At 40.6% G+C, this 25,854-nt stretch carries 22 protein-coding genes and 2 pseudogenes; 19 read left to right on the top strand and 5 right to left on the bottom strand.

The window, feature by feature from the left end; genetic code table 11:
• The 4 genes and pseudogenes from HT679_RS07620 to HT679_RS07605 form a co-directional block, all read left to right on the top strand.
• Positions 1-1,616, top strand: a pseudogene (locus tag HT679_RS07620) (hypothetical protein); the annotation flags it as partial.
• Positions 1,617-1,846: 230 nt separating this feature from the next.
• Positions 1,847-2,503 (top strand): response regulator transcription factor VncR, encoded by a 657-nt coding sequence (vncR, locus tag HT679_RS07615; RefSeq protein WP_173213896.1) that lies wholly within the window; start codon positions 1,847-1,849, stop codon positions 2,501-2,503.
• Positions 2,500-3,828, top strand: a complete 1,329-nt coding sequence (gene vncS, locus HT679_RS07610; protein WP_173213894.1) for a sensor histidine kinase VncS — start codon at positions 2,500-2,502, stop codon at positions 3,826-3,828. The genes vncR and vncS overlap by 4 nt, the downstream gene beginning before the upstream one ends.
• Positions 3,829-3,968: 140 nt before the next feature.
• Positions 3,969-4,850, top strand: coding sequence for a class II fructose-bisphosphate aldolase (locus HT679_RS07605; protein ID WP_001018997.1), 882 nt, complete (start codon positions 3,969-3,971; stop codon positions 4,848-4,850).
• 318 nt (positions 4,851-5,168) lie between these two features.
• Here the strand turns inward: HT679_RS07605 and HT679_RS07600 are convergent, their stop codons facing one another.
• The 5 genes from HT679_RS07600 to HT679_RS07580 form a co-directional block, all read right to left on the bottom strand.
• The gene (locus tag HT679_RS07600) at positions 5,169-6,359 is read right to left on the bottom strand and encodes a ferric reductase-like transmembrane domain-containing protein (protein ID WP_173213892.1); all 1,191 of its coding nucleotides are present in this window, start codon (positions 6,357-6,359) and stop codon (positions 5,169-5,171) included.
• Between the two features lie 294 nt (positions 6,360-6,653).
• Positions 6,654-7,313, bottom strand: a complete 660-nt coding sequence (locus HT679_RS07595; RefSeq protein ID WP_000443889.1) for an amino acid ABC transporter permease — start codon at positions 7,311-7,313, stop codon at positions 6,654-6,656.
• A 9-nt stretch (positions 7,314-7,322) separates the two neighbouring features.
• A complete protein-coding gene (locus HT679_RS07590; RefSeq protein ID WP_000131137.1) occupies positions 7,323-8,000 on the bottom strand; it encodes an amino acid ABC transporter permease in 678 nt (225 codons plus the stop codon).
• Positions 8,001-8,012: 12 nt separating this feature from the next.
• On the bottom strand, positions 8,013-8,807 hold the full coding sequence (locus HT679_RS07585) for a transporter substrate-binding domain-containing protein (protein WP_138701764.1): 795 nt from the start codon (positions 8,805-8,807) through the stop codon (positions 8,013-8,015).
• A gap of 10 nt (positions 8,808-8,817) precedes the next feature.
• Positions 8,818-9,576, bottom strand: a complete 759-nt coding sequence (locus HT679_RS07580; protein ID WP_138701765.1) for an amino acid ABC transporter ATP-binding protein — start codon at positions 9,574-9,576, stop codon at positions 8,818-8,820.
• A 176-nt stretch (positions 9,577-9,752) separates the two neighbouring features.
• On the opposite strand from HT679_RS07580, the gene recJ reads away from it, so the two are divergent.
• The 15 genes and pseudogenes from recJ to tet(M) all read left to right on the top strand — a co-directional run bounded on the left by recJ (position 9,753) and on the right by tet(M) (position 25,844).
• Positions 9,753-11,972, top strand: a complete 2,220-nt coding sequence (gene recJ, locus HT679_RS07575) for a single-stranded-DNA-specific exonuclease RecJ (protein ID WP_173213890.1) — start codon at positions 9,753-9,755, stop codon at positions 11,970-11,972.
• A 328-nt stretch (positions 11,973-12,300) separates the two neighbouring features.
• The gene (locus HT679_RS07570) at positions 12,301-12,615 is read left to right on the top strand and encodes a YdcP family protein (RefSeq protein ID WP_000420682.1); all 315 of its coding nucleotides are present in this window, start codon (positions 12,301-12,303) and stop codon (positions 12,613-12,615) included.
• Positions 12,616-12,630: 15 nt separating this feature from the next.
• Positions 12,631-13,017, top strand: a complete 387-nt coding sequence (locus HT679_RS07565) for a YdcP family protein (RefSeq protein WP_000985015.1) — start codon at positions 12,631-12,633, stop codon at positions 13,015-13,017.
• 28 nt (positions 13,018-13,045) lie between these two features.
• Positions 13,046-14,269, top strand: a complete 1,224-nt coding sequence (locus tag HT679_RS07560) for an FtsK/SpoIIIE domain-containing protein (RefSeq protein WP_050077837.1) — start codon at positions 13,046-13,048, stop codon at positions 14,267-14,269.
• 2 nt (positions 14,270-14,271) lie between these two features.
• On the top strand, positions 14,272-14,424 hold the full coding sequence (locus HT679_RS07555; protein WP_000879507.1) for a hypothetical protein: 153 nt from the start codon (positions 14,272-14,274) through the stop codon (positions 14,422-14,424).
• A 22-nt stretch (positions 14,425-14,446) separates the two neighbouring features.
• Positions 14,447-15,652, top strand: coding sequence for a MobT family relaxase (mobT, locus tag HT679_RS07550; RefSeq protein WP_000398284.1), 1,206 nt, complete (start codon positions 14,447-14,449; stop codon positions 15,650-15,652).
• Between the two features lie 42 nt (positions 15,653-15,694).
• Entirely contained in the window at positions 15,695-15,916 is a 222-nt protein-coding gene (locus HT679_RS07545; RefSeq protein WP_001009056.1) for a hypothetical protein, read from the top strand.
• Positions 15,917-16,032: 116 nt separating this feature from the next.
• Positions 16,033-16,530, top strand: coding sequence for an antirestriction protein ArdA (locus HT679_RS07540; RefSeq protein ID WP_000342539.1), 498 nt, complete (start codon positions 16,033-16,035; stop codon positions 16,528-16,530).
• A gap of 88 nt (positions 16,531-16,618) precedes the next feature.
• A pseudogene (locus HT679_RS07535) lies at positions 16,619-17,010 on the top strand (conjugal transfer protein).
• A complete protein-coding gene (locus tag HT679_RS07530) occupies positions 16,994-19,441 on the top strand; it encodes an ATP-binding protein (protein ID WP_000331160.1) in 2,448 nt (815 codons plus the stop codon). Before HT679_RS07535 ends, HT679_RS07530 begins: the two are co-directional and overlap by 17 nt.
• 2 nt (positions 19,442-19,443) lie before the next feature.
• Entirely contained in the window at positions 19,444-21,621 is a 2,178-nt protein-coding gene (locus HT679_RS07525) for a membrane protein (RefSeq protein ID WP_000804748.1), read from the top strand.
• Entirely contained in the window at positions 21,618-22,619 is a 1,002-nt protein-coding gene (locus HT679_RS07520; protein WP_000769868.1) for a bifunctional lysozyme/C40 family peptidase, read from the top strand. The genes HT679_RS07525 and HT679_RS07520 overlap by 4 nt, the downstream gene beginning before the upstream one ends.
• A complete protein-coding gene (locus tag HT679_RS07515) occupies positions 22,616-23,548 on the top strand; it encodes a conjugal transfer protein (protein ID WP_001224318.1) in 933 nt (310 codons plus the stop codon). Before HT679_RS07520 ends, HT679_RS07515 begins: the two co-directional genes overlap by 4 nt.
• A gap of 244 nt (positions 23,549-23,792) precedes the next feature.
• Complete coding sequence (locus tag HT679_RS07510; protein ID WP_001814923.1) at positions 23,793-23,909, top strand: tetracycline resistance determinant leader peptide; 117 nt, start codon at positions 23,793-23,795, stop codon at positions 23,907-23,909.
• A 15-nt stretch (positions 23,910-23,924) separates the two neighbouring features.
• Positions 23,925-25,844, top strand: a complete 1,920-nt coding sequence (tet(M), locus tag HT679_RS07505; RefSeq protein WP_000691734.1) for a tetracycline resistance ribosomal protection protein Tet(M) — start codon at positions 23,925-23,927, stop codon at positions 25,842-25,844.
• Positions 25,845-25,854 lie beyond the last annotated feature (10 nt).

Below are 25,854 nucleotides of genomic sequence, written 5' to 3'. Positions count from 1 at the left end.
GAACAACAGCTGTAGCAGAGGGAACACAAAATGAGCCAGCAGCACCAGTACATCCGACAGAAGATACTGCAGGTAATTCGAATACTAGTCAACCAGCAGAAGACTCAAAAGAAGAAACTGGAGCACCAGTAACTCCTACTGAAGAAAGTTCAGAAACTACTGGAACAACAGCTGTAGCAGAGGGAACACAAAATGAACCAGCAGCACCAGTACATCCGACAGAAGATACTGCAGGTAATTCGAATACTTCAAATGAACCAAAAGATAATCTTGAACAAGGCTTAAAGGAAAATAGAGAAGAGATAGAAATACGTAAAAAAAATAAATTCGAAGAAATTGACTCAAGCAGTCTATCACCAAGTAAAAAAGAAGAAGCTAGATTAAAAGTAGAAGAATATACAAACAAAGCTAAAGAAGAAATGAAACAAGCAAAAACTACGGATAATCAAGCGGCTGTAGTGGATAAATATGACGAAAACTTAGCTACTATTGCAACTCCAGGAGTTGAGTATAAGAAACCAGATTACACAAATTCAGGATTATCTGGAAACGGACCAGAAGGAACACATATCGGAGATAACAATGTTATTGGGCATGGAAATAGTACACCAGAGAATACAGCTTTTAGAAATGCACCAGTTTACCAACCTCGAGTAACTCGTCGTCCTAGAAGTGTAAGTGAACCTCAAAATAAAGTTTCTATTTATTATAATTTTGATGGTATGAAGGATATTCCGGGATTCTTTGATGATTTAGGTGGTGAAAATGAAGTTGACATACCAAAAGATGTCTCTGGTGAAGCTTTGAAATCTATTTTAAAAGCAAGAATAGATAAGAAAAAAGCAGAGCTTGAAAAAAAGGGGTACAAAATTTCTGATGAGTACTTTGTAGGTATTGATCAAGCAGATGCAACTCATTATGACTACGTAGTAACTTTCACTAAGGAAACTACAGGAACTACAGGCTTCAGAATTGCACCAAAAGTTCAAGTAAGAGCTAAAAAAGTTGTAAAAAGAGATTTGTCTAATAAAACTAAATACATAAATGTCTACTATAATTTAACATCTCTTAAAGATATAGCTGGAGCATTAGGAGAATTAGGTGGCGAAAATGTGCTTACTTTCTCTGGAGAGACATCTAAAGAGGAATTAAAACGAGCTGTTGAAGAAAAAACAAAAGCCCAAATCGAGAAACTTAAAAAACAAGGCTTTACAGTTACGTCAAAAACAGACTTAGATCAAATCATTGAAGGTGGAGATAGCTATGACTATGTTGTAGAATTCACAAAAGAATCCAAAACACAGCCAGTAGGAACTACAGGCTTTAGAAAAGCTCCACTAGTTCAAAGAAGGGCTAAAAGATCAACAGAAGTAAAAGAAACTGTGAATGTTAACATTTACTTCAACCTAAAAACTCTACCAGGTATAGCTGGTGCATTGGATGTAGATGGTGATACTACTATCAAACTTCCAAAAAATGCTAGTAAAGAAGAAGTAAAACAAGCAATCAAAGCTAAAATTGCTAAGGTCGAAAATCGTGGATATAGAGTAAATGATTTCTACTTTGGGGCGAAAACAGAAAAAGGCTACGATTATGTTGTAGAGTTTACAAAATAAGCTAAGATACAACCAGTAAGGACTACAGCCTTTTAAAAAAGTCCCACTAGTTTAAAAACCAAATAACCTTCATTCCATAGGGAGTGAAATGCAAGCAGAGAGAGCGATAGGCTCTCTTTGTTTTATCTAGTGGTCAGTTGCTTACAGACAAAAGGCCAGCAAGAGACTATAATAGAAAATAGAGTAGGTAGTTATTCTAAGAAAAATAAAAAATAGAGAGCAGTTAAAGTATGAAAATTTTAATTGTAGAAGATGAAGAGATGATCCGTGAGGGGATCAGTGATTACTTGACGGATTGTGGCTATGAAACCATTGAGGCGGCAGATGGGCAAGAAGCCTTAGAAAAATTTTCCAGCTATGAGGTGGCTTTGGTTTTACTGGATATCCAGATGCCCAAGCTCAATGGCTTAGAAGTCCTAGCTGAGATTCGTAAAACCAGTCAGGTTCCTGTCTTGATGCTGACTGCCTTTCAGGATGAGGAATACAAGATGAGTGCCTTTGCCTCTCTGGCAGATGGCTATCTGGAAAAACCCTTCTCCCTCTCCCTCTTAAAAGTGAGGGTAGACGCGATTTTCAAGCGCTATTACGATATGGGACGAATCTTCTCCTACAAGGATACCAAGGTGGATTTTGAAAGTTACAGTGCCAGCCTAGCAGGTGAGGAAGTAGCTATCAATGCCAAAGAGTTGGAAATTCTTGATTATTTGGTTAAAAATGAAGGACGAGCCTTGACTCGTTCTCAGATTATCGATGCCGTCTGGAAGGCGACAGATGAGGTTCCCTTTGACCGAGTCATTGATGTTTATATCAAGGAACTGCGGAAAAAGCTAGACCTGGACTGCATCCTCACTGTGCGCAATGTTGGTTATAAATTGGAGCGAAAATGAAACGAACAGGTTTATTTACAAAGATATTTATCTATACCTTCTCGATTTTTAGTGTTCTAGTCGTCTGTCTCCATTTAGCTATTTATTTTCTTTTTCCCTCGACTTATCTGAGTCATCGTCAGGAAACCATTGGTCAGAAGGCAACAGCCATTGCCCAGTCCCTAGAGGGAAAGGATAGGCAGAGCATCGAGCAAGTGTTAGACTTGTATTCCCAGACTAGTGATATCAAGGGGGCCGTTAAGGGCGAGATGACCGAGGACAAGTTAGAAGTCAAGGACAACCTTCCTCTGGATACGGACCGTCAGACTACCTCCCTCTTTATTGAGGAGCGGGAGGTGACAACGCAGGACGGTGGTACTATGACTCTCCAGTTTCTAGCTTCCATGGATTTGCAAAAGGAAGCAGAGCAAATCAGTCTCCAGTTTCTTCCCTATACCCTGCTGGCCTCCTTTCTGATTTCCCTCTTGGTGGCCTACATCTACGCTCGGACCATTGTGGCCCCGATTTTGGAAATCAAGCGGGTGACCCGACGGATGATGGAACTGGATACTCAAGTGCGATTGCGCGTAGATTCCAAGGATGAGATTGGTGATCTCAAAGAACAAATCAATAGCCTTTACCAGCACCTTTTAACTGTTATTGCGGACTTGCATGAAAAGAATGAAGCCATTCTCCAGCTTGAGAAGATGAAGGTTGAATTCCTACGAGGGGCTTCCCATGAACTGAAAACACCACTGGCCAGTTTGAAAATCCTGATTGAAAATATGAAAGAGAATATCGGTCGTTATAAGGATAGAGACCACTATCTAGGAGTTGCCTTGGGGATTGTGGATGAACTCAATCACCATGTTCTGCAGATACTTTCCCTCTCGTCTGTGCAAGAATTGCGAGATGATAGGGAAACAATTGACCTACACCAGATGACGCAAAGTCTGGTTAAGGATTATGCTTTACTAGCCAAGGATAGAGAGCTCCATATAGACAATAGTTTGACTCATCAGCAGGCTTATCTAAACCCATCAGTCATGAAGTTGATCCTGTCTAATCTCATCAGCAATGCCATCAAGCACTCTGTTCCAGGTGGCTTAGTTCGCATTGGAGAAAGAGAAGGGGAACTTTTTATAGAAAATAGCTGTAGTTCAGAAGAACAAGAAAAACTAGCTCAATCTTTTTCTGATAATGCTAGTCGCAAGGCCAAGGGTTCTGGGATGGGGCTCTTTGTGGTCAAGAGTCTATTAGAACATGAAAAATTAGCTTATCGTTTCGAGATGAAGGAGAATCGTCTAACCTTCTTCATAGTTTTTCCAAAAGTCGCCCAAGACTAGGGAGAGAAAGGGTTTACATAGATGAAGCTAGAAGAAATTCAATCGAAACTGCGGGAAAAACTAGATTTTTTTGTCAAAAAGTGATAAAATGAACAATGTAAATGGGATGACCCATAAAAATATACAGGAGGCCTGATAAAATGGCAATCGTTTCAGCAGAAAAATTTGTCCAAGCAGCTCGTGACAACGGTTATGCAGTTGGTGGATTTAACACAAACAACCTTGAGTGGACTCAAGCTATCTTGCGCGCAGCAGAAGCTAAAAAAGCTCCAGTTTTGATCCAAACTTCAATGGGTGCTGCTAAATACATGGGTGGTTACAAAGTTGCTCGCAACTTGATCGCTAACCTTGTTGAATCAATGGGTATCACTGTACCAGTAGCTATCCACCTTGACCACGGTCACTACGAAGATGCACTTGAGTGTATCGAAGTTGGTTACACTTCAATCATGTTTGACGGTTCACACCTTCCAGTTGAAGAAAACCTTAAATTGGCTAAAGATGTTGTTGAAAAAGCACACGCTAAAGGTATCTCAGTAGAAGCTGAAGTTGGTACTATCGGTGGTGAAGAAGACGGTATCATCGGTAAAGGTGAATTGGCTCCAATCGAAGACGCTAAAGCAATGGTTGAAACTGGTATCGACTTCTTGGCAGCTGGTATCGGTAACATCCACGGTCCTTACCCAGCAAACTGGGAAGGTCTTGACCTTGACCACTTGCAAAAATTGACAGAAGCTCTTCCAGGATTCCCAATCGTATTGCACGGTGGTTCAGGTATTCCTGATGAGCAAATCCAAGCAGCTATCAAACTGGGTGTTGCGAAAGTTAACGTTAACACTGAATGCCAAATCGCATTCGCGAACGCAACTCGTAAATTTGCTCGTGACTACGAAGCAAACGAAGCAGAATACGACAAGAAAAAACTCTTCGACCCACGTAAATTCTTGGCTGACGGTGTAAAAGCTATCCAAGCATCAGTTGAAGAACGTATCGACGTATTCGGTTCAGAAGGTAAAGCTTAATCTAGCTGAATAATACAGAGAAGACCTGCCCATTGGGTGGGTTTTTTGATTTCAAGCTACTCGTTTTAGTATAGTAAACTGGATCTAGACTAGCACAATGCTGCTTCTATAGCGTTTTGAAACTGGAATAGGACGCCATGACTGCTAAAAGATTTCTATAAATTCATTTGATTTTCCTAATCAATTTGTTCGTATCTTATTTCATTCCACTATAAAACATTCTTATCAATTGATTTGAATGCCAAAATTCCATCGCTCCGGTCTTGTTTCATTTGGCTATAAAAAACTCTCCTAGAATTCTCAGGAGAGTATGAGTGGTTATTTAAACTTGAATCCTTCGTAAATAAGCTCTGCTTTTGGATTTTGTTTCTTAATCTGTTTGGAGAGTGACTTCATCATAGAAAGAGGACCACACATATAGACGGTTGCCTGTTCGGGTACTTCTTCTTGATCAAAATTAAGATAGCCGTCTTTCCTACTGTCTACTAGATGGAGTTCAAAATTAGGATTTTTCTGAGCATAGTCACGGAGCAAATCTAGGTAGACTGCATTTTCATCTCCACGGAAGCTATAGTAGAAGTGAACCTGTTTATCTAAAATAGGATGTTCACGGATGTAAGAGATGAAGGGGGTTATTCCAATGCCTCCAGCAATCCAAACCTGATTTTCTCGTCCTTCTTCTATAATCATGTGTCCGTAAGCTCTGTCTACGCTTACTTTGCTGCCGACTTGAAGATTATCATAGATATTCTTGGTATGGTCGCCTGAATTTTTGACAGTAAAGTAAAGAGTTTGGCCATGACCTCCTGAGATAGAAAAGGGATGCGGAGCACTTTCAAAGCCTTCTTGGAAAATCTTTAGAAAGGCAAATTGTCCTGATTGATAGTTGAAAGGTCTGCTAAGATGGATTTGAATTTCTCTAGTATCGTGATTTAAGCGTTTGAGATTGGTGATTTTCCCTAGATAGGGGAAGGAAATCTTTTGATAAAGGAAGATGATGTAAAAACCAGCCAGTAAGCCTAAAAGGGCATAGCTACCAACAAGAAAACTTAGAAGATTAAATGTGAGGAGGCGATTGCCCATTATCATGTAGACATGAAAGAGTCCAAAAATATAAGCTAGGTAAACCATGCGGTGGATCCATCGCCAAGCTTCGTATTGGATGTATTTGCCTAAATAGGCGACAAGGATGATGCTGGCAAAGATATAGATAGCAAGATTGCCAAACTGAGCAGCTAAGCGAGTGCCCCACAAGCCGCCCATACTAAAGTTATGAAAGATGAGTAGGATGATGGAGAGAAAGGCTGTGAATTTGTGGACAGTATAGACCTTCTCCAAACCGTGAAACCAGCTTTCTAGTAGGGGGAGACGAGTGGCTAGGATAAAAGTCAGAGATAGGCTTGTTAAAGCTAGTCCTGGAATCATGAATTGGGGAGAAGTGTTCATCCAAGTCAACATAGTCAAGATAAAACTAGCTATGATAAAGAGTAGTCCTTTGAGTGCTTTCATAGAAAATTCCATTTCATTTAGATTTGATTTGTTGTAAATAAATTTGTTACATTTTATCATAGAAAAAGTATGGTGTCAAATTGAGGTCTATAAATATCTACTCTCATCAAAAAAACTCTCCAATTGAACTGGAGAGTGGCTGTTTATACTCAATGAAAATCAAAGAGCAAACTAGGAAGCTAGCCGCAGGTTGCTCAAAACACTGTTTTGAGGTTGTGGATAGAACTGACGAAGTCAGTAACATATATACGGCAAGGTGAAGCTGACGTGGTTTGAAGAGATTTTCGAAGAGTATTATTCTGCAGCTTGTTGCCAGCGTTTTGCTAGCATATGAGACAGACTAGAGATTGCTAGGTTAAAGCTGAAGTAGATGAGGGCAATCAGGATATACAGACTGAAGACTTGCTCTGGTTCGAAATAACGGCCCATGAGAATTTGGCTAGCTCCAAAGAGCTCTTGCAGGGCGATGACAGAGTAGAGGAGACTGGTATCCTTAATCACGGTTACAAACTGAGAAATGATGGCTGGCAACATTTTGCGAATAGCTTGTGGGAGAATGATGTGGTAGAGGATTTGTGCAGAAGTAAATCCTTGTGACATTCCTGCTTCGTACTGCCCCTTGTCCACGGCATTGAGACCGCCTCGGATAATCTCAGCCAGGGCCGCTGATGTAAAGAGAGTAAAGGCTGTAATACCTGCTGGAGTGGATTTCATCTTGAAAACTAAAAAGATAGTGAAAATCCAGAGGAGGTTGGGAACGTTACGCACAAACTCGATATAAATGCTGGAGATAATGCGTAAGACAGGATTTTTCCCATTCCTCATGACGGCTAGCACCGTTCCGATAAGGGTAGAGAGGACGATGGCAATCAGAGAAATGTAGAGGGTCAAGCCAAATCCTTTAAAGATAAAGACTAGGTTATCTGGGGTTAAAACTTCTAAAATGGATTCCATAGTAACCTCCTAAAGTGAATAGGCTTTTTTGTTGGCTTGCTCCATCTTGCGACCAAACTGGGCAACAGGGAAGCATAGAGAAAAGTAGAGAAGGGCAGCACCTAGAAAGGCTGGGATGTAATTTCCGTTGAGGGCTGACCAAGACTTGGTCACAAACATCAAGTCCACTCCAGAGATGATAGCAACTGTCGAGGTATTCTTGATGAGGTTGACGATTTGATTGGTCAAAGGAGGGAGAATGATACGGAAGGCCTGAGGCAAGATAATCAAGCGCATGGCGCTGATATAGGTAAAACCTTGCGACAAGGCGGCCTCCATCTGACCGCTAGGAATAGACTGAATACCTGAGCGAATCACCTCAGCGATATAGGCGCCGTGATAGAGACCCACGCAGAGAACGGCTGTCCAATAAATTGGAATCATGATGATATGGTCACTGATAAGAGGTAGGCCATAAAAAACGATAACAAACTGCACCAAGAGGGGAGTATTTTGGTAAAATTCGACAAAGATGCGAGCTAAAATTCTCAATATTGGACGCTTGCTGGTTGACATGGCTCCAAAGAAGATGCCCAAAACCATGGCTAGGATAAAAGATCCGATAGCTAGTGCAAGAGTGAAGAGGAAACCATTGAAAAATTGTCCAAAATCCTGAAAATAGGCTGTCCAAGATGATAAATCTGTCATGGGGTATCCTCCTTAATCTGCAGTATGGCTAGATGGTTTGAGCTTGTAACGGTCATAAAGTTTCTGCAAACTACCATCCTTGCTCCATTTAGTAACCAAGTTATCAAGATACTTGGTTAGCTCGGTATTTGATTTCTTGGTAACGATACCGTAGTCAGATGGCTTGAAACTATCATCTAGTAGTACTGTGCGCTTGCTGATGTAGCCAGACAGAATCGAGCGGTCAACGGAAAAGGCATCGATACGATGAGCGTGCAGGGAAGTAATCAATTCTGGGTAGGAACCAAGTTCGACGAATTTAAACTTCAGACCTTTCTTTTTACCCAGTTCAGTAATCAGGCGTTGGGTGATGGAACCTTGGGCAACTCCGATGGTTTTGCCGTTTAGGTCCTCAATCTTTTTGATTTTGGCAGACTTATTGACCAAAAATCCAGATGCGTCTGTGTAGTAGGGACTGGTAAAGTTGTAGAGTTTTTTGCGTTCGTCTGTGATGGTGAAGGTTGCAATGTCCATGTCAACCTGTTCATTGTCTAGAAGGGGGCCACGTGTCTGAGCGGTAACAGGCACATAGCGAACCTTGACCTTGAGCTCATCAGCGACCATCTTGGCTAAGTCCGTTTCGATACCAGAATAGGTCCCTGTCTTGGGATCCTTGTAACCGAAATTGGGAACGTCTTGTTTGACACCAACAACCAGCTCGCCTCTTTTTTGAATATCTGCGACACTGGTATCAGCCTGAACTGGTTTTGTAGCAGCAAGGCCCAAAAGGCTAATCAATAATGCTGATAAAAAGAATTTCTTTTTCATAGGCGCCTCCTTATTTGACTTTGTCACTTTCGTGGTTGATGATTTTGCTGAGGAATTGTTGGGCACGAGGTTCGCTTGGATTGTCGAAAAAGTCATCAACATCTGTCGTATCCACCAACACTTCTCCATCAGCCATAAAGATGATGCGGTCCGCAACTTCACGGGCAAAGCCCATTTCATGGGTGACGACAATCATATTCATACCATCGTGGGCCAATTTTTGCATAACTGCCAGAACGTCTCCGATAGTTTCAGGGTCAAGGGCGGATGTTGGTTCATCGAAGAGGAGGAGTTCCGGATGCATAGCGAGTCCACGTGCAATGGCAATCCGTTGCTTTTGTCCACCAGACAGCATGGCTGGATATGAATCTTTCTTGTCCCACATATTTACAAATTCCAGATATTTTTGGGCTGTTTTTTCAGCTTCTTTTTTATCAATTCCTAGAACTTTTATGGGTGCAAGTGTTACGTTTTCTAACACTGTTTTGTGAGGGTAGAGGTTAAAATGCTGGAAAACCATGCCGACTTCCTTACGTAGAGGCACTAAAACTTTCTGGCTGGCACCAGCAACTTGGTGGCCATTGACTAGAAGACTTCCCTTGTCGACAGCCTCCAAACCATTGATGGTGCGGATAAGAGTGGACTTCCCAGAACCAGATGGACCTAGGAGGACAACAACTTGCCCTTTTTCAAAACGGAGATTGATGTCGCGGAGTGCGTGGTAGTCTCCGTAATATTTTTCGACGTGTTCAAATTCTACTAAAGCCATAAGGAATCTCCTTTGTGTTAGATTTTATAACATGATTCTACACCAAAAAATTTGTCTTGTCAAATCATATCTGAAAAAATTCACTAAAATTTTATAAAAAAGCAATCTGGATAGAGAAAACGTCTAAATCATGTTATAATGAAGCAATAGAATTCTTAGAAAGAGTGGATGTCTTTTTGATAACACCTACTTATGAATGGCAGTTTGCCCCGCAGGTTGAAGATGCGGATTTTACAAAGATAGCCAAGAAGGCTGGACTGGGTCCTGAGGTGGCTCGGTTATTATTTGAAAGAGGGATTCAGGACCAAGAAAGTCTGAAAAAGTTTTTAGAGCCTTCCTTGAAGGACTTGCATGATCCTTATCTGCTCCATGATATGGACAAGGCAGTGGAACGAATTCGTCAGGCCATTGAAGAAGGGGAAAGTATTCTCGTTTATGGAGACTACGATGCGGATGGCATGACTTCGGCTTCGATTGTGAAGGAAAGTTTGGAACAGCTTGGTGCTGAGTGCCGTGTTTACTTGCCAAATCGTTTCACTGATGGCTATGGACCTAATGCCAGTGTCTATAAATACTTTATCGAGCAAGAAGGGATTTCCTTAATTGTGACAGTGGACAATGGGGTTGCTGGTCATGAAGCAATTGAATTGGCCCAGTCTATGGGAGTGGATGTCATTGTGACTGACCACCATTCCATGCCTGAAACCTTGCCAGATGCCTATGCCATTGTCCATCCTGAGCATCCAGATGCAGACTATCCTTTCAAATATTTGGCTGGTTGTGGAGTGGCTTTTAAGCTGGCTTGTGCCCTTTTGGAGGAAGTCCAAGTGGAACTGCTTGACTTGGTGGCTATCGGAACTATTGCTGATATGGTGAGTTTGACGGATGAAAACCGTATCTTGGTTCAATATGGTCTGGAAATGTTAGGTCATACCCAGCGCATCGGCCTGCAAGAAATGCTGGATATGGCTGGGATAGCTGCCAACGAAGTAACAGAAGAAACGGTTGGTTTCCAGATTGCCCCTCGTTTGAATGCCTTGGGCCGCTTGGATGATCCCAATCCAGCCATTGATTTGTTGACTGGCTTTGATGATGAGGAGGCGCACGAGATTGCCCTCATGATTCATCAGAAAAACGAAGAGCGCAAGGAAATCGTTCAGTCTATCTATGAAGAAGCTAAGACTATGGTGGATTCTGAGAAGAAGGTCCAAGTCTTGGCCAAGGAAGGTTGGAATCCTGGGGTTCTGGGTATTGTCGCTGGTCGTTTATTGGAAGAACTAGGGCAGACAGTCATCGTTCTCAATATAGAGGACGGTCGTGCCAAGGGTAGTGCCCGTAGTGTGGAAGCGGTCGATATTTTTGAAGCCCTAGATCCCCATCGCGACCTCTTCATCGCCTTTGGTGGCCATGCTGGTGCGGCTGGTATGACGCTGGAAGTTGAGAAACTTTCAGATTTATCTCAGGTTTTGGAAGACTATGTCCGTGAAAAAGGCGCAGATGCTGGTGGCAAGAATAAGTTAAACCTAGATGAAGAGTTGGATTTGGAGACTTTGAGTCTTGAAACAGTCAAGAACTTTGAGCGCTTGGCACCTTTTGGAATGGACAATCAGAAACCTATCTTTTATATCAAGGATTTTCAGGTCGAAAGTGCTCGTACTATGGGAGCAGGAAATGCCCATCTCAAGCTGAAAATTTCCAAGGGTGAGGCGAGTTTTGAAGTGGTGGCCTTTGGCCAAGGCAGATGGGCGACAGAGTTTTCTCAAACCAAAAATCTAGAGTTGGCAGTCAAATTGTCTGTCAATCAATGGAATGGTCAAACTGCCCTGCAGTTGATGATGGTGGATGCGCGTGTGGAAGGTGTTCAACTCTTTAACATTCGTGGGAAAAATGCAGTCTTGCCAGAAGGAGTTCCAGTCTTGGATTTTGCTGGGGAAGTGCCAGATTTAGCGACTAGTAACGCGGTTGTTGTAAAAACCATTCCTGAGGATATTACACTGCTGAAGACCATTTTTCAGGAACAGAATTTCTCTGCTGTCTATTTCAAAAATGACATTGATAAGGCCTATTATCTGACAGGTTATGGGACTAGAGAGCAGTTTGCCAAATTGTACAAGACCATTTACCAGTTCCCAGAGTTTGATATTCGCTATAAGCTCAAGGATTTGGCAGTTTATCTTAATATTCAACAAATCTTGCTGGTCAAGATGATTCAAGTATTTGAAGAGCTAGGCTTTGTGACCATCAAAGATGGTGTCATGACAGTCAATAAAGAAGCGCCAAAGCGAGAGATAGGAGAAAGTCAGATTTATCAAAATCTCAAACAAACCGTCAAAGACCAAGAAATGATGGCGCTGGGTACCGTGCAAGAAATTTATGACTTTTTCAAAGAAAAATAGCATAAAAATCTAGTTATCCGCATAAAAACTGGACTTATCACACTTTATCAAGGTCAAAACCACTCAATTTACTACTAATTTACTACTTATGAATGAGCTTTGATACGACGATTTATCCTTGAAAAGTGAAGATATAAAGATACTTCCAATAAAATTTGAATATTTAATAGGTAGACACTTCAAAAAATGAGGTGTCTATTTTTTTACCCGATTTTGAAAGGAAGTGAACTTATGAAAACAAAAAATCAAGAATCAAAAGGTCGTTCCCCACTCTTTAAGACCATCAAACATTCATTCAGCCAATAAAAAAGAAAGGATAGGTAAAAATATGGAACTTAAATTTGTGATTCCCAACATGGAAAAAACATTCGGCAATTTAGAATTTGCTGGCGAGGATAAAGTCGTTCAGCGAAGAATCAACGGACGGCTAACTGTCTTATCAAGAAGCTATAATCTCTATTCTGATGTTCAAAGAGCAGATGATATTGTGGTGGTGCTTCCTGCTGAAGCTGGCGAAAAACATTTCGGCTTTGAGGAACGTGTGAAGTTAGTCAATCCACGTATTACCGCAGAGGGCTACAAAATCGGCACTCGTGGTTTTACAAATTACCTTTTACATGCTGACGACATGATAAAAGAATAAAGAAAGAGAGGAAAAATGATGAGATTAGCAAATGGCATTGTATTAGATAAAGACACGACTTTTGGAGAATTGAAATTCTCTGCTCTACGTCGTGAAGTGAGAATCCAAAATGAAGACGGGTCGGTTTCAGATGAAATCAAGGAACGTACCTATGACTTAAAATCCAAAGGACAAGGACGCATGATTCAAGTAAGTATTCCTGCCAGCGTGCCTTTGAAAGAGTTTGATTATAACGCACGGGTGGAACTTATCAATCCCATTGCGGACACCGTTGCTACTGCCACCTATCAAGGAGCAGATGTTGACTGGTATATCAAGGCAGACGATATTGTGCTGACAAAGGATTCTAGTTCATTCAAAGCTCAACCACAAGCAAAGAAAGAACCGACACAAGACAAATAGTCGCTAGGTAGAAAGGAGACTTTTTCGCATGAAACAGCGTGGTAAAAGGATTCGCCCATCTGGTAAAGATTTAGTCTTTCATTTTACGATAGCGTTTGTATTCAAACGGGTTCGCTATGATACGGTTAAACAACTTTACCACCGTCAAAAACTGGCAAAGATGATACTTGAAAACAAGTGGTATGAATCTGAACAGGTCAAAACAGAGGGTTTCTTTAAAGATAGTGCTGGTCGTACAAAGGAAAAGATAACCTACTTCCCTAAAATGTATTATCGACTTAAAAATGGCTTGATACAGATACGGGTGGAAATCACGCTGGGAAAATATCAAGACCAACTCTTACACTTGGAAAAGAAATTAGAGAGTGGCTTGTACTGTGAGCTGACGGATAAAGAGTTAAAGGATTCCTATGTGGAATATACTTTGCTCTATGACACCATAGCCAGTCGTATTTCTATTGATGAAGTAGAAGCTAAAGATGGTAAACTTCGCTTAATGAAAAACGTATGGTGGGAATATGATAAGCTCCCTCATATGTTGATTGCTGGTGGTACAGGTGGCGGTAAAACTTACTTTATACTGACACTGATTGAAGCCTTGCTTCATACAGATTCAAAACTGTATATTCTTGACCCGAAAAATGCTGACCTTGCGGACTTAGGTTCTGTGATGGCAAATGTCTACTATAGAAAAGAAGACTTGCTTTCTTGCATTGAAACATTCTATGAAGAAATGATGAAACGTAGTGAGGAAATGAAGCAGATGAAGAACTATAAGACTGGCAAAAATTATGCTTACTTAGGTCTCCCGGCACACTTCTTAATCTTTGATGAATACGTCGCTTTCATGGAAATGCTGGGAACAAAAGAAAACACCGCAGTTATGAATAAGCTGAAACAGATTGTCATGTTAGGTCGTCAAGCTGGCTTCTTTCTAATACTGGCTTGTCAACGTCCAGACGCAAAATATTTAGGCGACGGAATCCGTGATCAGTTTAATTTCAGAGTGGCTTTAGGTCGTATGTCTGAAATGGGCTATGGCATGATGTTTGGCAGTGACGTACAAAAGGATTTCTTCTTAAAGCGAATCAAAGGTCGTGGCTATGTTGATGTAGGAACAAGTGTCATATCAGAGTTTTATACTCCCCTTGTACCAAAAGGATATGATTTCTTGGAGGAAATTAAAAAGTTATCCAACAGCAGACAGTCCACGCAGGCGACGTGCGAAGCGGAAGTCGCAGGTGTGGACTGATCTTGCTGGCTGGTGTGGCAATAGCCACGCCAGCACTTAACCCCCCGTATCTAACAGGGGGGTACAAATCGACAGGAAACAGTCAAAAAAACATTAGAAAATCCTTTGGTTACAAGGGATTTACAAAATTTCAGCGTATGTCAAATGGGCTTTAAAAGTTGACATACGCCTTTTTGATTGGAGGGATTTTTACTGAATGAACAAACTTGGTTACAGCATTTAAAAGAAAAACGCTTGGCTTATGGACTATCTCAAAACCGTTTAGCTGTTGCGACTGGTATTACAAGGCAGTATCTAAGCGATATTGAAACAGGAAAAGTCAAGCCATCAGAGGATTTACAGCAGTCCCTTTGGGAAGCTCTGGAACGCTTCAATCCCGACGCTCCCCTTGAAATGCTGTTTGATTATGTAAGGATTCGCTTTCCGACAACAGACGTACAGCAGGTGGTCGAAAACATCTTACAACTGAAACTGTCCTATTTTCTTCATGAGGACTATGGTTTCTATTCTTATTCAGAGCATTATGCTTTAGGCGACATATTCGTCCTTTGCTCCCATGAACTGGACAAAGGAGTTCTGGTGGAATTGAAAGGTCGTGGGTGCAGACAATTTGAAAGCTATCTTCTGGCACAACAAAGAAGCTGGTATGAGTTCTTTATGGACGTTTTGGTGGCTGGCGGTGTGATGAAACGCCTTGACCTTGCCATTAACGATAAGACAGGGATTTTGAATATCCCTGTACTCACTGAAAAGTGCCAACAGGAAGAATGTATCTCCGTCTTCCGCAGTTTTAAAAGCTATCGCAGTGGCGAACTGGTACGCAAAGAGGAAAAGGAATGTATGGGAAACACCCTCTATATCGGTTCATTACAAAGTGAAGTTTATTTCTGTATCTATGAAAAGGACTACGAGCAGTACAAGAAAAATGATATTCCCATTGAAGACGCAGAAGTAAAAAACCGTTTTGAGATTCGATTGAAAAATGAGCGTGCCTATTATGCAGTCCGTGATTTACTCGTCTATGACAATCCAGAGCATACCGCCTTTAAAATTATCAATCGGTATATCCGTTTTGTAGATAAAGACGATTCCAAACCTCGTTCTGATTGGAAACTGAATGAAGAATGGGCTTGGTTTATTGGGAACAATCGTGAACGATTAAAACTAACCACAAAACCAGAGCCTTACTCCTTCCAAAGGACGCTGAACTGGCTATCTCATCAAGTTGCCCCGACCTTAAAGGTTGCGATTAAACTTGATGAAATCAACCAGACGCAGGTTGTAAAAGACATTCTCGACCATGCGAAACTGACAGACCGACACAAGCAGATTTTGAAGCAACAGTCAGTAAAAGAACAGGACGTGATAACAACAAAAAAATAACTCAAATACAAATTCATTGAATATAGAGAGGAGAACATTTTTATGAATTTTGGACAAAACCTTTATAACTGGTTTCTATCAAACGCTCAATCACTGGTGCTTTTAGCAATCGTTGTGATTGGCTTGTATCTTGGCTTCAAGCGTGAGTTTAGCAAACTGATTGGCTTTTTAATTATTGCGATTATTGCGGTTGGCTTAGTCTTCAACGCTGCTGGAGTAAAAGACATTTTACTAGAGCTATTCAATCGCATTATTGGTGCTTAAATAAAACCGTTCTTTTGTGGAATATAAGTGGTTTTCTTATGTTCCGCAAAGGAATGGTACACCAAACGAAGTGCGGTAGGGATTTTTGAATCTCTACAAAGAAAGGACGTGAATATATGGACGATATGCAAGTCTATATTGCGAATTTAGGCAAATACAATGAGGGCGAATTGGTCGGTGCGTGGTTTACCTTTCCCATTGACTTTGAGGAAGTCAAAGAGAAAATCGGCTTGAATGATGAATATGAGGAATACGCCATTCATGACTACGAGTTACCCTTTACGGTTGACGAATACACTTCCATTGGCGAACTCAATCGACTATGGGAAATGGTATCGGAATTACCCGAAGAATTACAATCGGAGCTATCTGCTCTGCTCACTCATTTTTCAAGCATTGAAGAACTAAGCGAACATCAAGAGGATATTATCATTCATTCCGATTGTGATGATATGTATGACGTGGCACGCTACTACATTGAAGAAACGGGTGCTTTAGGCGAAGTACCAGCTAGTCTTCAAAACTATATTGATTATCAAGCCTATGGTCGGGATTTAGACCTTTCAGGAACGTTTATCTCAACCAATCATGGGATTTTTGAAATCGTCTATTAAATCTGTCGGTACATTACTACTGGCAGATTTTCTATTTTACGGGGTGGCTCAATCAGCTACCCCTATTTTTTATGAAAGGATTGATTACATGAAGAAAATACGAAGCTATACCAGTATCTGGTCTGTGGAAAAGGTACTGTATTCTATCAATGATTTTAGACTTCCGTTTCCCATAACCTTTACGCAAATGACATGGTTTGTCGTGTCACTCTTTGCAGTGATGATACTTGGCAACTTGCCCCCTCTTTCCATGATAGAGGGAGCATTTCTCAAATACTTTGGGATTCCTGTGGCTTTCACATGGTTTATGTCTACAAAAACTTTTGATGGTAAAAAGCCTTATGGATTTTTGAAGTCTGTCATTGCTTATGCACTGCGACCAAAGCTGACCTATGCAGGAAAAAAGTAACGCTTGGCAGAAACCAGCCACAAGAAGCCATTACAGCAGTTAGGAGTGAATTTTATGGCATATCCAATTAAATACATTGAAAACAATCTCGTCTGGAATAAAGACGGGGAATGTTATGCTTACTATGAGCTTGTTCCTTACAATTACTCATTTCTAAGTCCAGAACAGAAAATACAAGTGCATGATTCTTTCAGACAGCTTATCGCACAAAATCGTGATGGCAAAATTCATGCTTTACAAATCAGTACAGAATCCAGCATACGTTCTGCACAAGAGCGTTCCAAAAATGAAGTCACTGGCAAGCTCAAAGCGGTTGCCTATGACAAAATCGACCAACAGACAGACGCTTTAATATCCATGATTGGCGAAAATCAAGTGAACTACCGTTTCTTTATCGGCTTTAAGTTGCTTCTCAACGATCAGGAGTTTTCTATGAAAAGTCTTACCGTTGAAGCAAAAAATGCTTTGTCTGATTTTGTCTATGATGTGAACCATAAGCTGATGGGCGATTTTGTTAGTATGAGTAATGATGAAATCCTGCGTTTTCAGAAGATGGAAAAGCTCTTAGAAAATAAAATCTCTCGTCGTTTCAAAATCCGCAGGTTAGATAAGGACGACTTCGGCTATCTGATTGAACACCTTTACGGACAGACAGGCACTGCCTATGAAGAGTATGAGTACCATCTATCAAAGAAAAAGCTGGATAATGAAACGCTGATTAAATACTATGACTTGATTAAGCCTACTCGCTGTTTGGTGGAAGAAAAACAGCGATATTTGAAAATCCAGCAGGAAGATGAAACCGTCTATGTAGCTTACTTTACCATTAACAGCATTGTCGGAGAACTGGACTTCCCGTCCTCTGAAATCTTCTACTACCAGCAACAGCAATTTACATTCCCGATTGATACGTCAATGAATGTGGAAATTGTAGCGAATCGTAAAGCCCTATCTACTGTCCGCAATAAAAAGAAAGAACTGAAAGACTTGGATAACCACGCTTGGCAAAGTGATAATGAAACCAGCTCCAATGTGGCGGAAGCTCTGGAAAGTGTGAATGAGCTGGAAACCAATTTAGACCAAAGCAAGGAATCTATGTACAAGCTGTCTTATGTGGTAAGGGTATCAGCAAATGATCTTGACGAACTCAAACGTCGTTGTAATGAAGTGAAAGATTTTTATGACGATTTAAGCGTAAAACTGGTACGACCATTTGGGGATATGCTCGGCTTACATGAAGAATTTTTACCTGCCAGCAAGCGTTATATGAATGATTATATTCAATACGTGACCTCTGATTTCCTCGCTGGTTTAGGTTTTGGTGCTACTCAAATGCTGGGGGAAAATGAGGGGATTTATGTTGGCTACAGCTTAGATACTGGACGCAATGTCTATCTGAAACCTGCTCTTGCCAGTCAAGGGGTTAAGGGTTCAGTAACCAATGCGTTAGCGTCGGCTTTTGTTGGTTCGCTGGGTGGTGGTAAATCCTTTGCGAATAACCTTATCGTCTATTATGCGGTGCTTTATGGGGCACAAGCAGTGATTGTAGACCCAAAAGCAGAACGTGGCAGATGGAAAGAAACCTTGCCAGAGATTTCCCATGAAATCAATATCGTCACTCTGACTTCTGATGAGAAAAACAAAGGCTTACTTGACCCTTATGTGATTATGAAAAATCCCAAAGATTCTGAATCACTGGCTATTGATATTCTGACATTCCTTACGGGGATTTCCTCTCGTGATGGGGAACGCTTCCCAATCCTTAGAAAAGCCATTCGTGCAGTAACCAATAGTGAAGTACGAGGGTTGATGAAAGTGATTGAGGAATTACGGGTTGAGAATACGCCACTAAGTACCAGTATAGCCGACCATATCGAAAGTTTTACAGACTATGACTTTGCACATTTATTATTCAGTAATGGTTATGTGGAGCAGTCTATCAGCTTAGAAAAACAACTGAACATTATACAGGTTGCGGACTTGGTACTTCCCGACAAGGAAACTTCCTTTGAGGAATATACCACTATGGAGCTTTTATCCGTTGCTATGCTGATTGTCATTAGTACCTTTGCTTTAGACTTTATCCATACAGACCGAAGCATTTTCAAGATTGTAGATTTAGACGAAGCATGGAGCTTTTTACAGGTAGCACAAGGAAAAACACTATCTATGAAGCTGGTTCGGGCTGGTCGTGCTATGAACGCTGGGGTATATTTCGTGACCCAAAATACAGACGACCTCTTAGATGAAAAACTGAAAAATAACCTCGGCTTAAAATTTGCATTTCGTTCCACTGACCTTAACGAGATTAAAAAGACCTTAGCCTTTTTTGGTGTAGACCCAGAGGACGAAAACAATCAGAAGCGATTGCGTGATTTGGAAAACGGGCAATGCCTTATCAGTGATTTATATGGTCGTGTCGGTGTGATACAGTTCCACCCTGTATTTGAAGAACTGCTCCATGCCTTTGATACCAGACCACCTGTGCGAAAAGAGGTGTAAATGTGAAACCATCAATAGTAAACAGAATAAAATCAAACTGGACGCTGAAACGTCTAGGTAAAGTGGCAATGACAGTGGCTTTCACACTTGTGATTGCCATTTTTCTTTTAGCCATGCTGGGAACGGTGGTTCAAGCTGCGGGCTTGGTAGATGATACGGTCAATGTGGCAAATGAATACAGCCGATACCCACTTGAAAACTATCAACTGGATTTTTATGTGGATAATAGCTGGGGCTGGCTTCCGTGGAACTGGTCGGACGGGATTGGAAAACAGGTCATGTATGGACTATATGCCATTACCAATTTTATTTGGACAATCAGTTTGTATGTTTCCAATGCGACAGGTTACTTAGTACAGGAAGCCTATTCCTTAGACTTCATTTCCGCTACAGCAGATTCCATTGGTAAGAATATGCAGACCTTAGCTGGTGTGAGTGCAAACGGATTTTCAACAGAGGGTTTCTATGTTGGATTCCTCTTACTCTTGATTTTGGTTCTTGGGGTTTATGTTGCCTATACGGGACTGATAAAGAGAGAAACCACAAAGGCAATTCATGCCATTATGAATTTTGTGCTGGTGTTTATCCTATCGGCTTCCTTTATTGCCTACGCTCCCGACTACATTAAAAAAATCAATGACTTTTCATCAGACATCAGTAATGCCAGTTTATCACTTGGCACGAAGATTGTCATGCCCCATTCCGATAGTCAAGGCAAGGACAGCGTGGACTTAATCAGAGATAGCCTGTTTTCCATACAGGTTCAGCAACCGTGGCTACTGCTTCAATACAACAGTTCAGACATTGAAAGTATCGGTATTGACCGTGTGGAAAGCCTGCTCTCCACCAGCCCAGATTCCAACAATGGCGAAGACAGAGAAAAAATTGTTGCGGAAGAAATTGAAGACAGAAGCAATACCAATCTAACCATTACAAAGACCATTAACCGTTTAGGTACAGTCTTCTTCCTATTTGTCTTCAATATTGGGATTTCCATATTTGTATTCCTATTAACAGGAATCATGATTTTCTCGCAGGTACTTTTTATCATCTATGCTATGTTTCTGCCTGTGAGCTTTATTTTAAGCATGATTCCATCATTTGATGGTATGTCAAAACGAGCCATAACAAAGCTCTTTAATACCATTTTGACACGAGCTGGAATCACATTGATTATTACGACAGCATTTAGTATTTCAACCATGCTCTATACCTTATCGGCTGGTTATCCGTTCTTTTTGATTGCTTTTCTACAGATTGTGACCTTTGCAGGAATCTACTTCAAGCTGGGCGATTTAATGAGTATGTTTTCTCTACAGAGTAACGATTCTCAAAGTGTGGGAAGTCGTGTGATGAGAAAACCTCGTATGCTTATGCACGCTCACATGCACCGTCTACAGCGGAAACTTGGACGTTCCATGACTACTCTAGGGGCTGGGTCTGCCATTGTTACAGGTAAAAAAGGACAGTCGGGTTCGGGGAGTTCTGCAAGGACACAAGCAGATCACTCCCGACCAGACGGAAAGGAAAAATCAACACTTGGAAAACGTATCGGTCAAACCATCGGTACAGTAGCTGATACCAAAGACAGAATGGTAGACACTGCTAGTGGTTTGAAAGAACAGGTTAAAGATTTGCCGACCAATGCAAGATATGCAGTATATCAAGGAAAATCCAAAGTAAAAGAGAATGTCCGTGATTTAACCAGTAGTATTTCTCAAACCAAAGCGGACAGAGCCAGTGGACGCAAGGAACAGCAGGAACAAAGGCGAAAAACCATTGCGAAGCGTCGCTCTGAAATGGAACAGGTCAAACAGAAAAAACAGCCTGCTTCTTCTGTTCATGAAAGACCGACTACAAGACAAGAACAATATCATGATGAACAGACCTCAAAACAGTCTAATATTCAGACTTCATATAAGGAATCTCAACAAGCCAAACAAGAGCGTCCAGCAGTTAAGTCCGATTTTTCAAGTCCAAAAGTGGAACGCCAAGGCAATACCGTTCAAGAAAAAACCGTTCAAAAGCCAGCAACTTCAACCACTACAGCAGATAGAACTTCACAACGTCCAATCACAAAAGAACGTCCGTCTACTGTTCAAAGAGTACCACTACAAAATACAAGAAGTAGACCACCAATCAAAACCGCCACCATTAAGAAAGTCGGTAAGAAACCATGAAGTTGAAAACTTTAGTGATTGGTGGTTCTGGATTATTCTTGATGGTCTTCTCACTGCTTCTGTTTGTTGCCATTTTATTTTCAGATGAACAGGACAGCGGAATTTCCAATATTCATTATGGAGGTGTGAATGTTTCCGCAGAAGTGCTGGCTCATAAGCCTATGGTAGAAAAATATGCCAAAGAATATGGCGTTGAAGAATATGTCAACATACTTCTTGCGATTATACAGGTGGAATCGGGCGGTACTGCGGAAGATGTTATGCAGTCCTCGGAATCCCTCGGTCTTCCACCTAATTCATTGAGTACAGAAGAATCCATTAAGCAAGGTGTGAAGTATTTCAGTGAATTATTAGCCAGTAGCGAAAGGCTCAGTGTAGATTTAGAATCGGTTATCCAGTCCTACAATTATGGTGGTGGTTTCTTAGGGTATGTGGCTAATCGTGGAAATAAATATACCTTTGAACTGGCTCAAAGTTTCTCAAAAGAGTATTCAGGTGGCGAAAAAGTGTCTTACCCCAATCCCATAGCCATACCTATCAATGGGGGCTGGCGATACAACTATGGCAATATGTTTTATGTGCAACTGGTAACGCAGTATCTTGTCACAACAGAGTTTGATGATGATACGGTACAAGCCATCATGGACGAAGCACTGAAATATGAGGGCTGGCGATACGTTTACGGTGGAGCTTCCCCGACTACTTCTTTTGATTGTAGCGGACTGACACAATGGACGTATGGAAAAGCTGGAATTAACTTACCACGAACCGCACAACAGCAATATGATGTGACCCAGCATATCCCACTATCGGAAGCACAAGCTGGCGATTTGGTTTTCTTTCATTCTACCTATAACGCTGGCTCTTATATTACTCATGTTGGGATATACCTTGGCAATAACCGTATGTTTCATGCAGGCGACCCAATCGGTTATGCCGACTTAACAAGCCCCTACTGGCAACAGCATTTAGTGGGAGCAGGACGAATCAAACAATGAGAAAGGAAGATTTAATGATGAAATTTAGAAAAAATCAGAATAAAGAAAAACAGATACCAAAGGAAAAGAAACCTCGTGTCTATAAGGTCAATCCTCATAAAAAGGTTGTGATTGCCTTGTGGGTACTTTTAGGGCTTAGTTTCAGCTTTGCGATATTCAAGCACTTTACAGCTATAGATACTCATACTATTCACGAAACAACTATCATAGAAAAGGAATACGTTGATACTCATCATGTAGAAAATTTTGTAGAGAACTTTGCGAAAGTCTACTATTCATGGGAGCAATCCGATAAGTCCATTGATAATCGAATGGAAAGTCTAAAAGGCTATCTGACAGATGAACTTCAAGCTCTCAATGTTGATACAGTACGCAAAGATATTCCTGTATCGTCTTCTGTAAGAGGATTTCAGATATGGACGGTAGAGCCAACTGGCGACAATGAGTTTAATGTAACCTACAGTGTAGACCAGCTCATTACAGAGGGAGAAAATACAAAGACCGTCCACTCTGCTTATATAGTGAGTGTCTATGTAGATGGTTCTGGAAATATGGTACTGGTTAAGAATCCGACCATTACCAACATACCTAAGAAATCAAGTTATAAACCAAAAGCCATTGAAAGTGAGGGGACGGTTGATTCCATTACAACCAATGAAATCAATGAGTTTTTAACGACGTTCTTCAAGCTCTATCCTACAGCGACAGCCAGTGAACTTTCCTACTATGTGAATGACGGGATATTAAAACCAATCGGAAAAGAGTACATCTTTCAAGAACTGGTAAATCCTATTCACAATCGTAAGGATAATCAAGTCACGGTATCGCTGACAGTGGAGTATATCGACCAGCAGACCAAAGCAACGCAGGTATCTCAATTTGATTTGGTACTTGAAAAGAACGGGAGTAATTGGAAGATTATAGAATAACAAATATTGGTACATTATTACAGCTATTTTGTAATCACGTACTCTCTTTGATAAAAAATTGGAGATTCCTTGACAAATATGCTCTTACGTGCTATTATTTAAGTATCTATTTAAAAGGAGTTAATAAATATGCGGCAAGGTATTCTTAAATAAACTGTCAATTTGATAGTGGGAACAAATAATTGGATGTCCTTTTTTAGGAGGGCTTAGTTTTTTGTACCCAGTTTAAGAATACCTTTATCATGTGATTCTAAAGTATCCGGAGAATATCTGTATGCTTTGTATGCCTATGGTTATGCATAAAAATCCCAGTGATAAGAGTATTTATCACTGGGATTTTTATGCCCTTTTGGGCTTTTGAATGGAGGAAAATCACATGAAAATTATTAATATTGGAGTTTTAGCTCATGTTGATGCGGGAAAAACTACCTTAACAGAAAGCTTATTATATAACAGTGGAGCGATTACAGAATTAGGAAGCGTGGACAAAGGTACAACGAGGACGGATAATACGCTTTTAGAACGTCAGAGAGGAATTACAATTCAGACAGGAATAACCTCTTTTCAGTGGGAAAATACGAAGGTGAACATCATAGACACGCCAGGACATATGGATTTCTTAGCAGAAGTATATCGTTCATTATCAGTTTTAGATGGGGCAATTCTACTGATTTCTGCAAAAGATGGCGTACAAGCACAAACTCGTATATTATTTCATGCACTTAGGAAAATGGGGATTCCCACAATCTTTTTTATCAATAAGATTGACCAAAATGGAATTGATTTATCAACGGTTTATCAGGATATTAAAGAGAAACTTTCTGCCGAAATTGTAATCAAACAGAAGGTAGAACTGTATCCTAATATGTGTGTGACGAACTTTACCGAATCTGAACAATGGGATACGGTAATAGAGGGAAACGATGACCTTTTAGAGAAATATATGTCCGGTAAATCATTAGAAGCATTGGAACTCGAACAAGAGGAAAGCATAAGATTTCAGAATTGTTCTCTGTTCCCTCTTTATCATGGAAGTGCAAAAAGTAATATAGGGATTGATAACCTTATAGAAGTTATTACTAATAAATTTTATTCATCAACACATCGAGGTCCGTCTGAACTTTGCGGAAATGTTTTCAAAATTGAGTATTCGGAAAAAAGACAGCGTCTTGCATATATACGTCTTTATAGTGGCGTACTGCATTTGCGAGATTCGGTTAGAATATCGGAAAAGGAAAAAATAAAAATTACAGAAATGTATACTTCAATAAATGGTGAATTATGTAAAATCGATAAGGCTTATTCCGGGGAAATTGTTATTTTGCAGAATGAGTTTTTGAAGTTAAATAGTGTTCTTGGAGATACAAAGCTATTGCCACAGAGAGAGAGAATTGAAAATCCCCTCCCTCTGCTGCAAACGACTGTTGAACCGAGCAAACCTCAACAAAGGGAAATGTTACTTGATGCACTTTTAGAAATCTCCGACAGTGACCCGCTTCTGCGATATTATGTGGATTCTGCGACACATGAAATCATACTTTCTTTCTTAGGGAAAGTACAAATGGAAGTGACTTGTGCTCTGCTGCAAGAAAAGTATCATGTGGAGATAGAAATAAAAGAGCCTACAGTCATTTATATGGAAAGACCGTTAAAAAAAGCAGAGTATACCATTCACATCGAAGTTCCACCGAATCCTTTCTGGGCTTCCATTGGTCTATCTGTAGCACAGCTTCCATTAGGGAGCGGAGTACAGTATGAGAGCTCGGTTTCTCTTGGATACTTAAATCAATCGTTTCAAAATGCAGTTATGGAGGGGATACGCTATGGCTGTGAACAAGGATTGTATGGTTGGAATGTGACGGACTGTAAAATCTGTTTTAAGTATGGCTTATACTATAGCCCTGTTAGTACCCCAGCAGATTTTCGGATGCTTGCTCCTATTGTATTGGAACAAGTCTTAAAAAAAGCTGGAACAGAATTGTTAGAGCCATATCTTAGTTTTAAAATTTATGCGCCACAGGAATATCTTTCACGAGCATACAACGATGCTCCTAAATATTGTGCGAACATCGTAGACACTCAATTGAAAAATAATGAGGTCATTCTTAGTGGAGAAATCCCTGCTCGGTGTATTCAAGAATATCGTAGTGATTTAACTTTCTTTACAAATGGACGTAGTGTTTGTTTAACAGAGTTAAAAGGGTACCATGTTACTACCGGTGAACCTGTTTGCCAGCCCCGTCGTCCAAATAGTCGGATAGATAAAGTACGATATATGTTCAATAAAATAACTTAGTGTATTTTAT

It is taken from the genome of Streptococcus sp. 4886, assembly GCF_013276485.1.
Classification (GTDB): domain Bacteria; phylum Bacillota; class Bacilli; order Lactobacillales; family Streptococcaceae; genus Streptococcus.
Note: the sequence above shows the minus strand (reverse complement) of the source record. Positions and strands in the feature narration are given on the sequence as shown.

Excerpts from the sequence above, each read along its gene's own strand:
- vncR (WP_173213896.1), top strand. The coding sequence starts at position 1,847 with ATGAAAATTTTAATTGTAGAAGATGAAGAGATGATCCGTGAGGGGATC.
- vncS (WP_173213894.1), top strand. The coding sequence starts at position 2,500 with ATGAAACGAACAGGTTTATTTACAAAGATATTTATCTATACCTTCTCG.
- HT679_RS07605 (WP_001018997.1), top strand. The coding sequence starts at position 3,969 with ATGGCAATCGTTTCAGCAGAAAAATTTGTCCAAGCAGCTCGTGACAAC.
- HT679_RS07600 (WP_173213892.1), bottom strand. The coding sequence starts at position 6,359 with ATGAAAGCACTCAAAGGACTACTCTTTATCATAGCTAGTTTTATCTTG.
- HT679_RS07595 (WP_000443889.1), bottom strand. The coding sequence starts at position 7,313 with ATGGAATCCATTTTAGAAGTTTTAACCCCAGATAACCTAGTCTTTATC.
- HT679_RS07590 (WP_000131137.1), bottom strand. The coding sequence starts at position 8,000 with ATGACAGATTTATCATCTTGGACAGCCTATTTTCAGGATTTTGGACAA.
- HT679_RS07585 (WP_138701764.1), bottom strand. The coding sequence starts at position 8,807 with ATGAAAAAGAAATTCTTTTTATCAGCATTATTGATTAGCCTTTTGGGC.
- HT679_RS07580 (WP_138701765.1), bottom strand. The coding sequence starts at position 9,576 with ATGGCTTTAGTAGAATTTGAACACGTCGAAAAATATTACGGAGACTAC.
- HT679_RS07570 (WP_000420682.1), top strand. The coding sequence starts at position 12,301 with ATGGAACTTAAATTTGTGATTCCCAACATGGAAAAAACATTCGGCAAT.
- HT679_RS07565 (WP_000985015.1), top strand. The coding sequence starts at position 12,631 with ATGATGAGATTAGCAAATGGCATTGTATTAGATAAAGACACGACTTTT.
- HT679_RS07560 (WP_050077837.1), top strand. The coding sequence starts at position 13,046 with ATGAAACAGCGTGGTAAAAGGATTCGCCCATCTGGTAAAGATTTAGTC.
- HT679_RS07545 (WP_001009056.1), top strand. The coding sequence starts at position 15,695 with ATGAATTTTGGACAAAACCTTTATAACTGGTTTCTATCAAACGCTCAA.
- HT679_RS07540 (WP_000342539.1), top strand. The coding sequence starts at position 16,033 with ATGGACGATATGCAAGTCTATATTGCGAATTTAGGCAAATACAATGAG.
- HT679_RS07530 (WP_000331160.1), top strand. The coding sequence starts at position 16,994 with ATGGCATATCCAATTAAATACATTGAAAACAATCTCGTCTGGAATAAA.
- HT679_RS07520 (WP_000769868.1), top strand. The coding sequence starts at position 21,618 with ATGAAGTTGAAAACTTTAGTGATTGGTGGTTCTGGATTATTCTTGATG.
- HT679_RS07515 (WP_001224318.1), top strand. The coding sequence starts at position 22,616 with ATGAGAAAGGAAGATTTAATGATGAAATTTAGAAAAAATCAGAATAAA.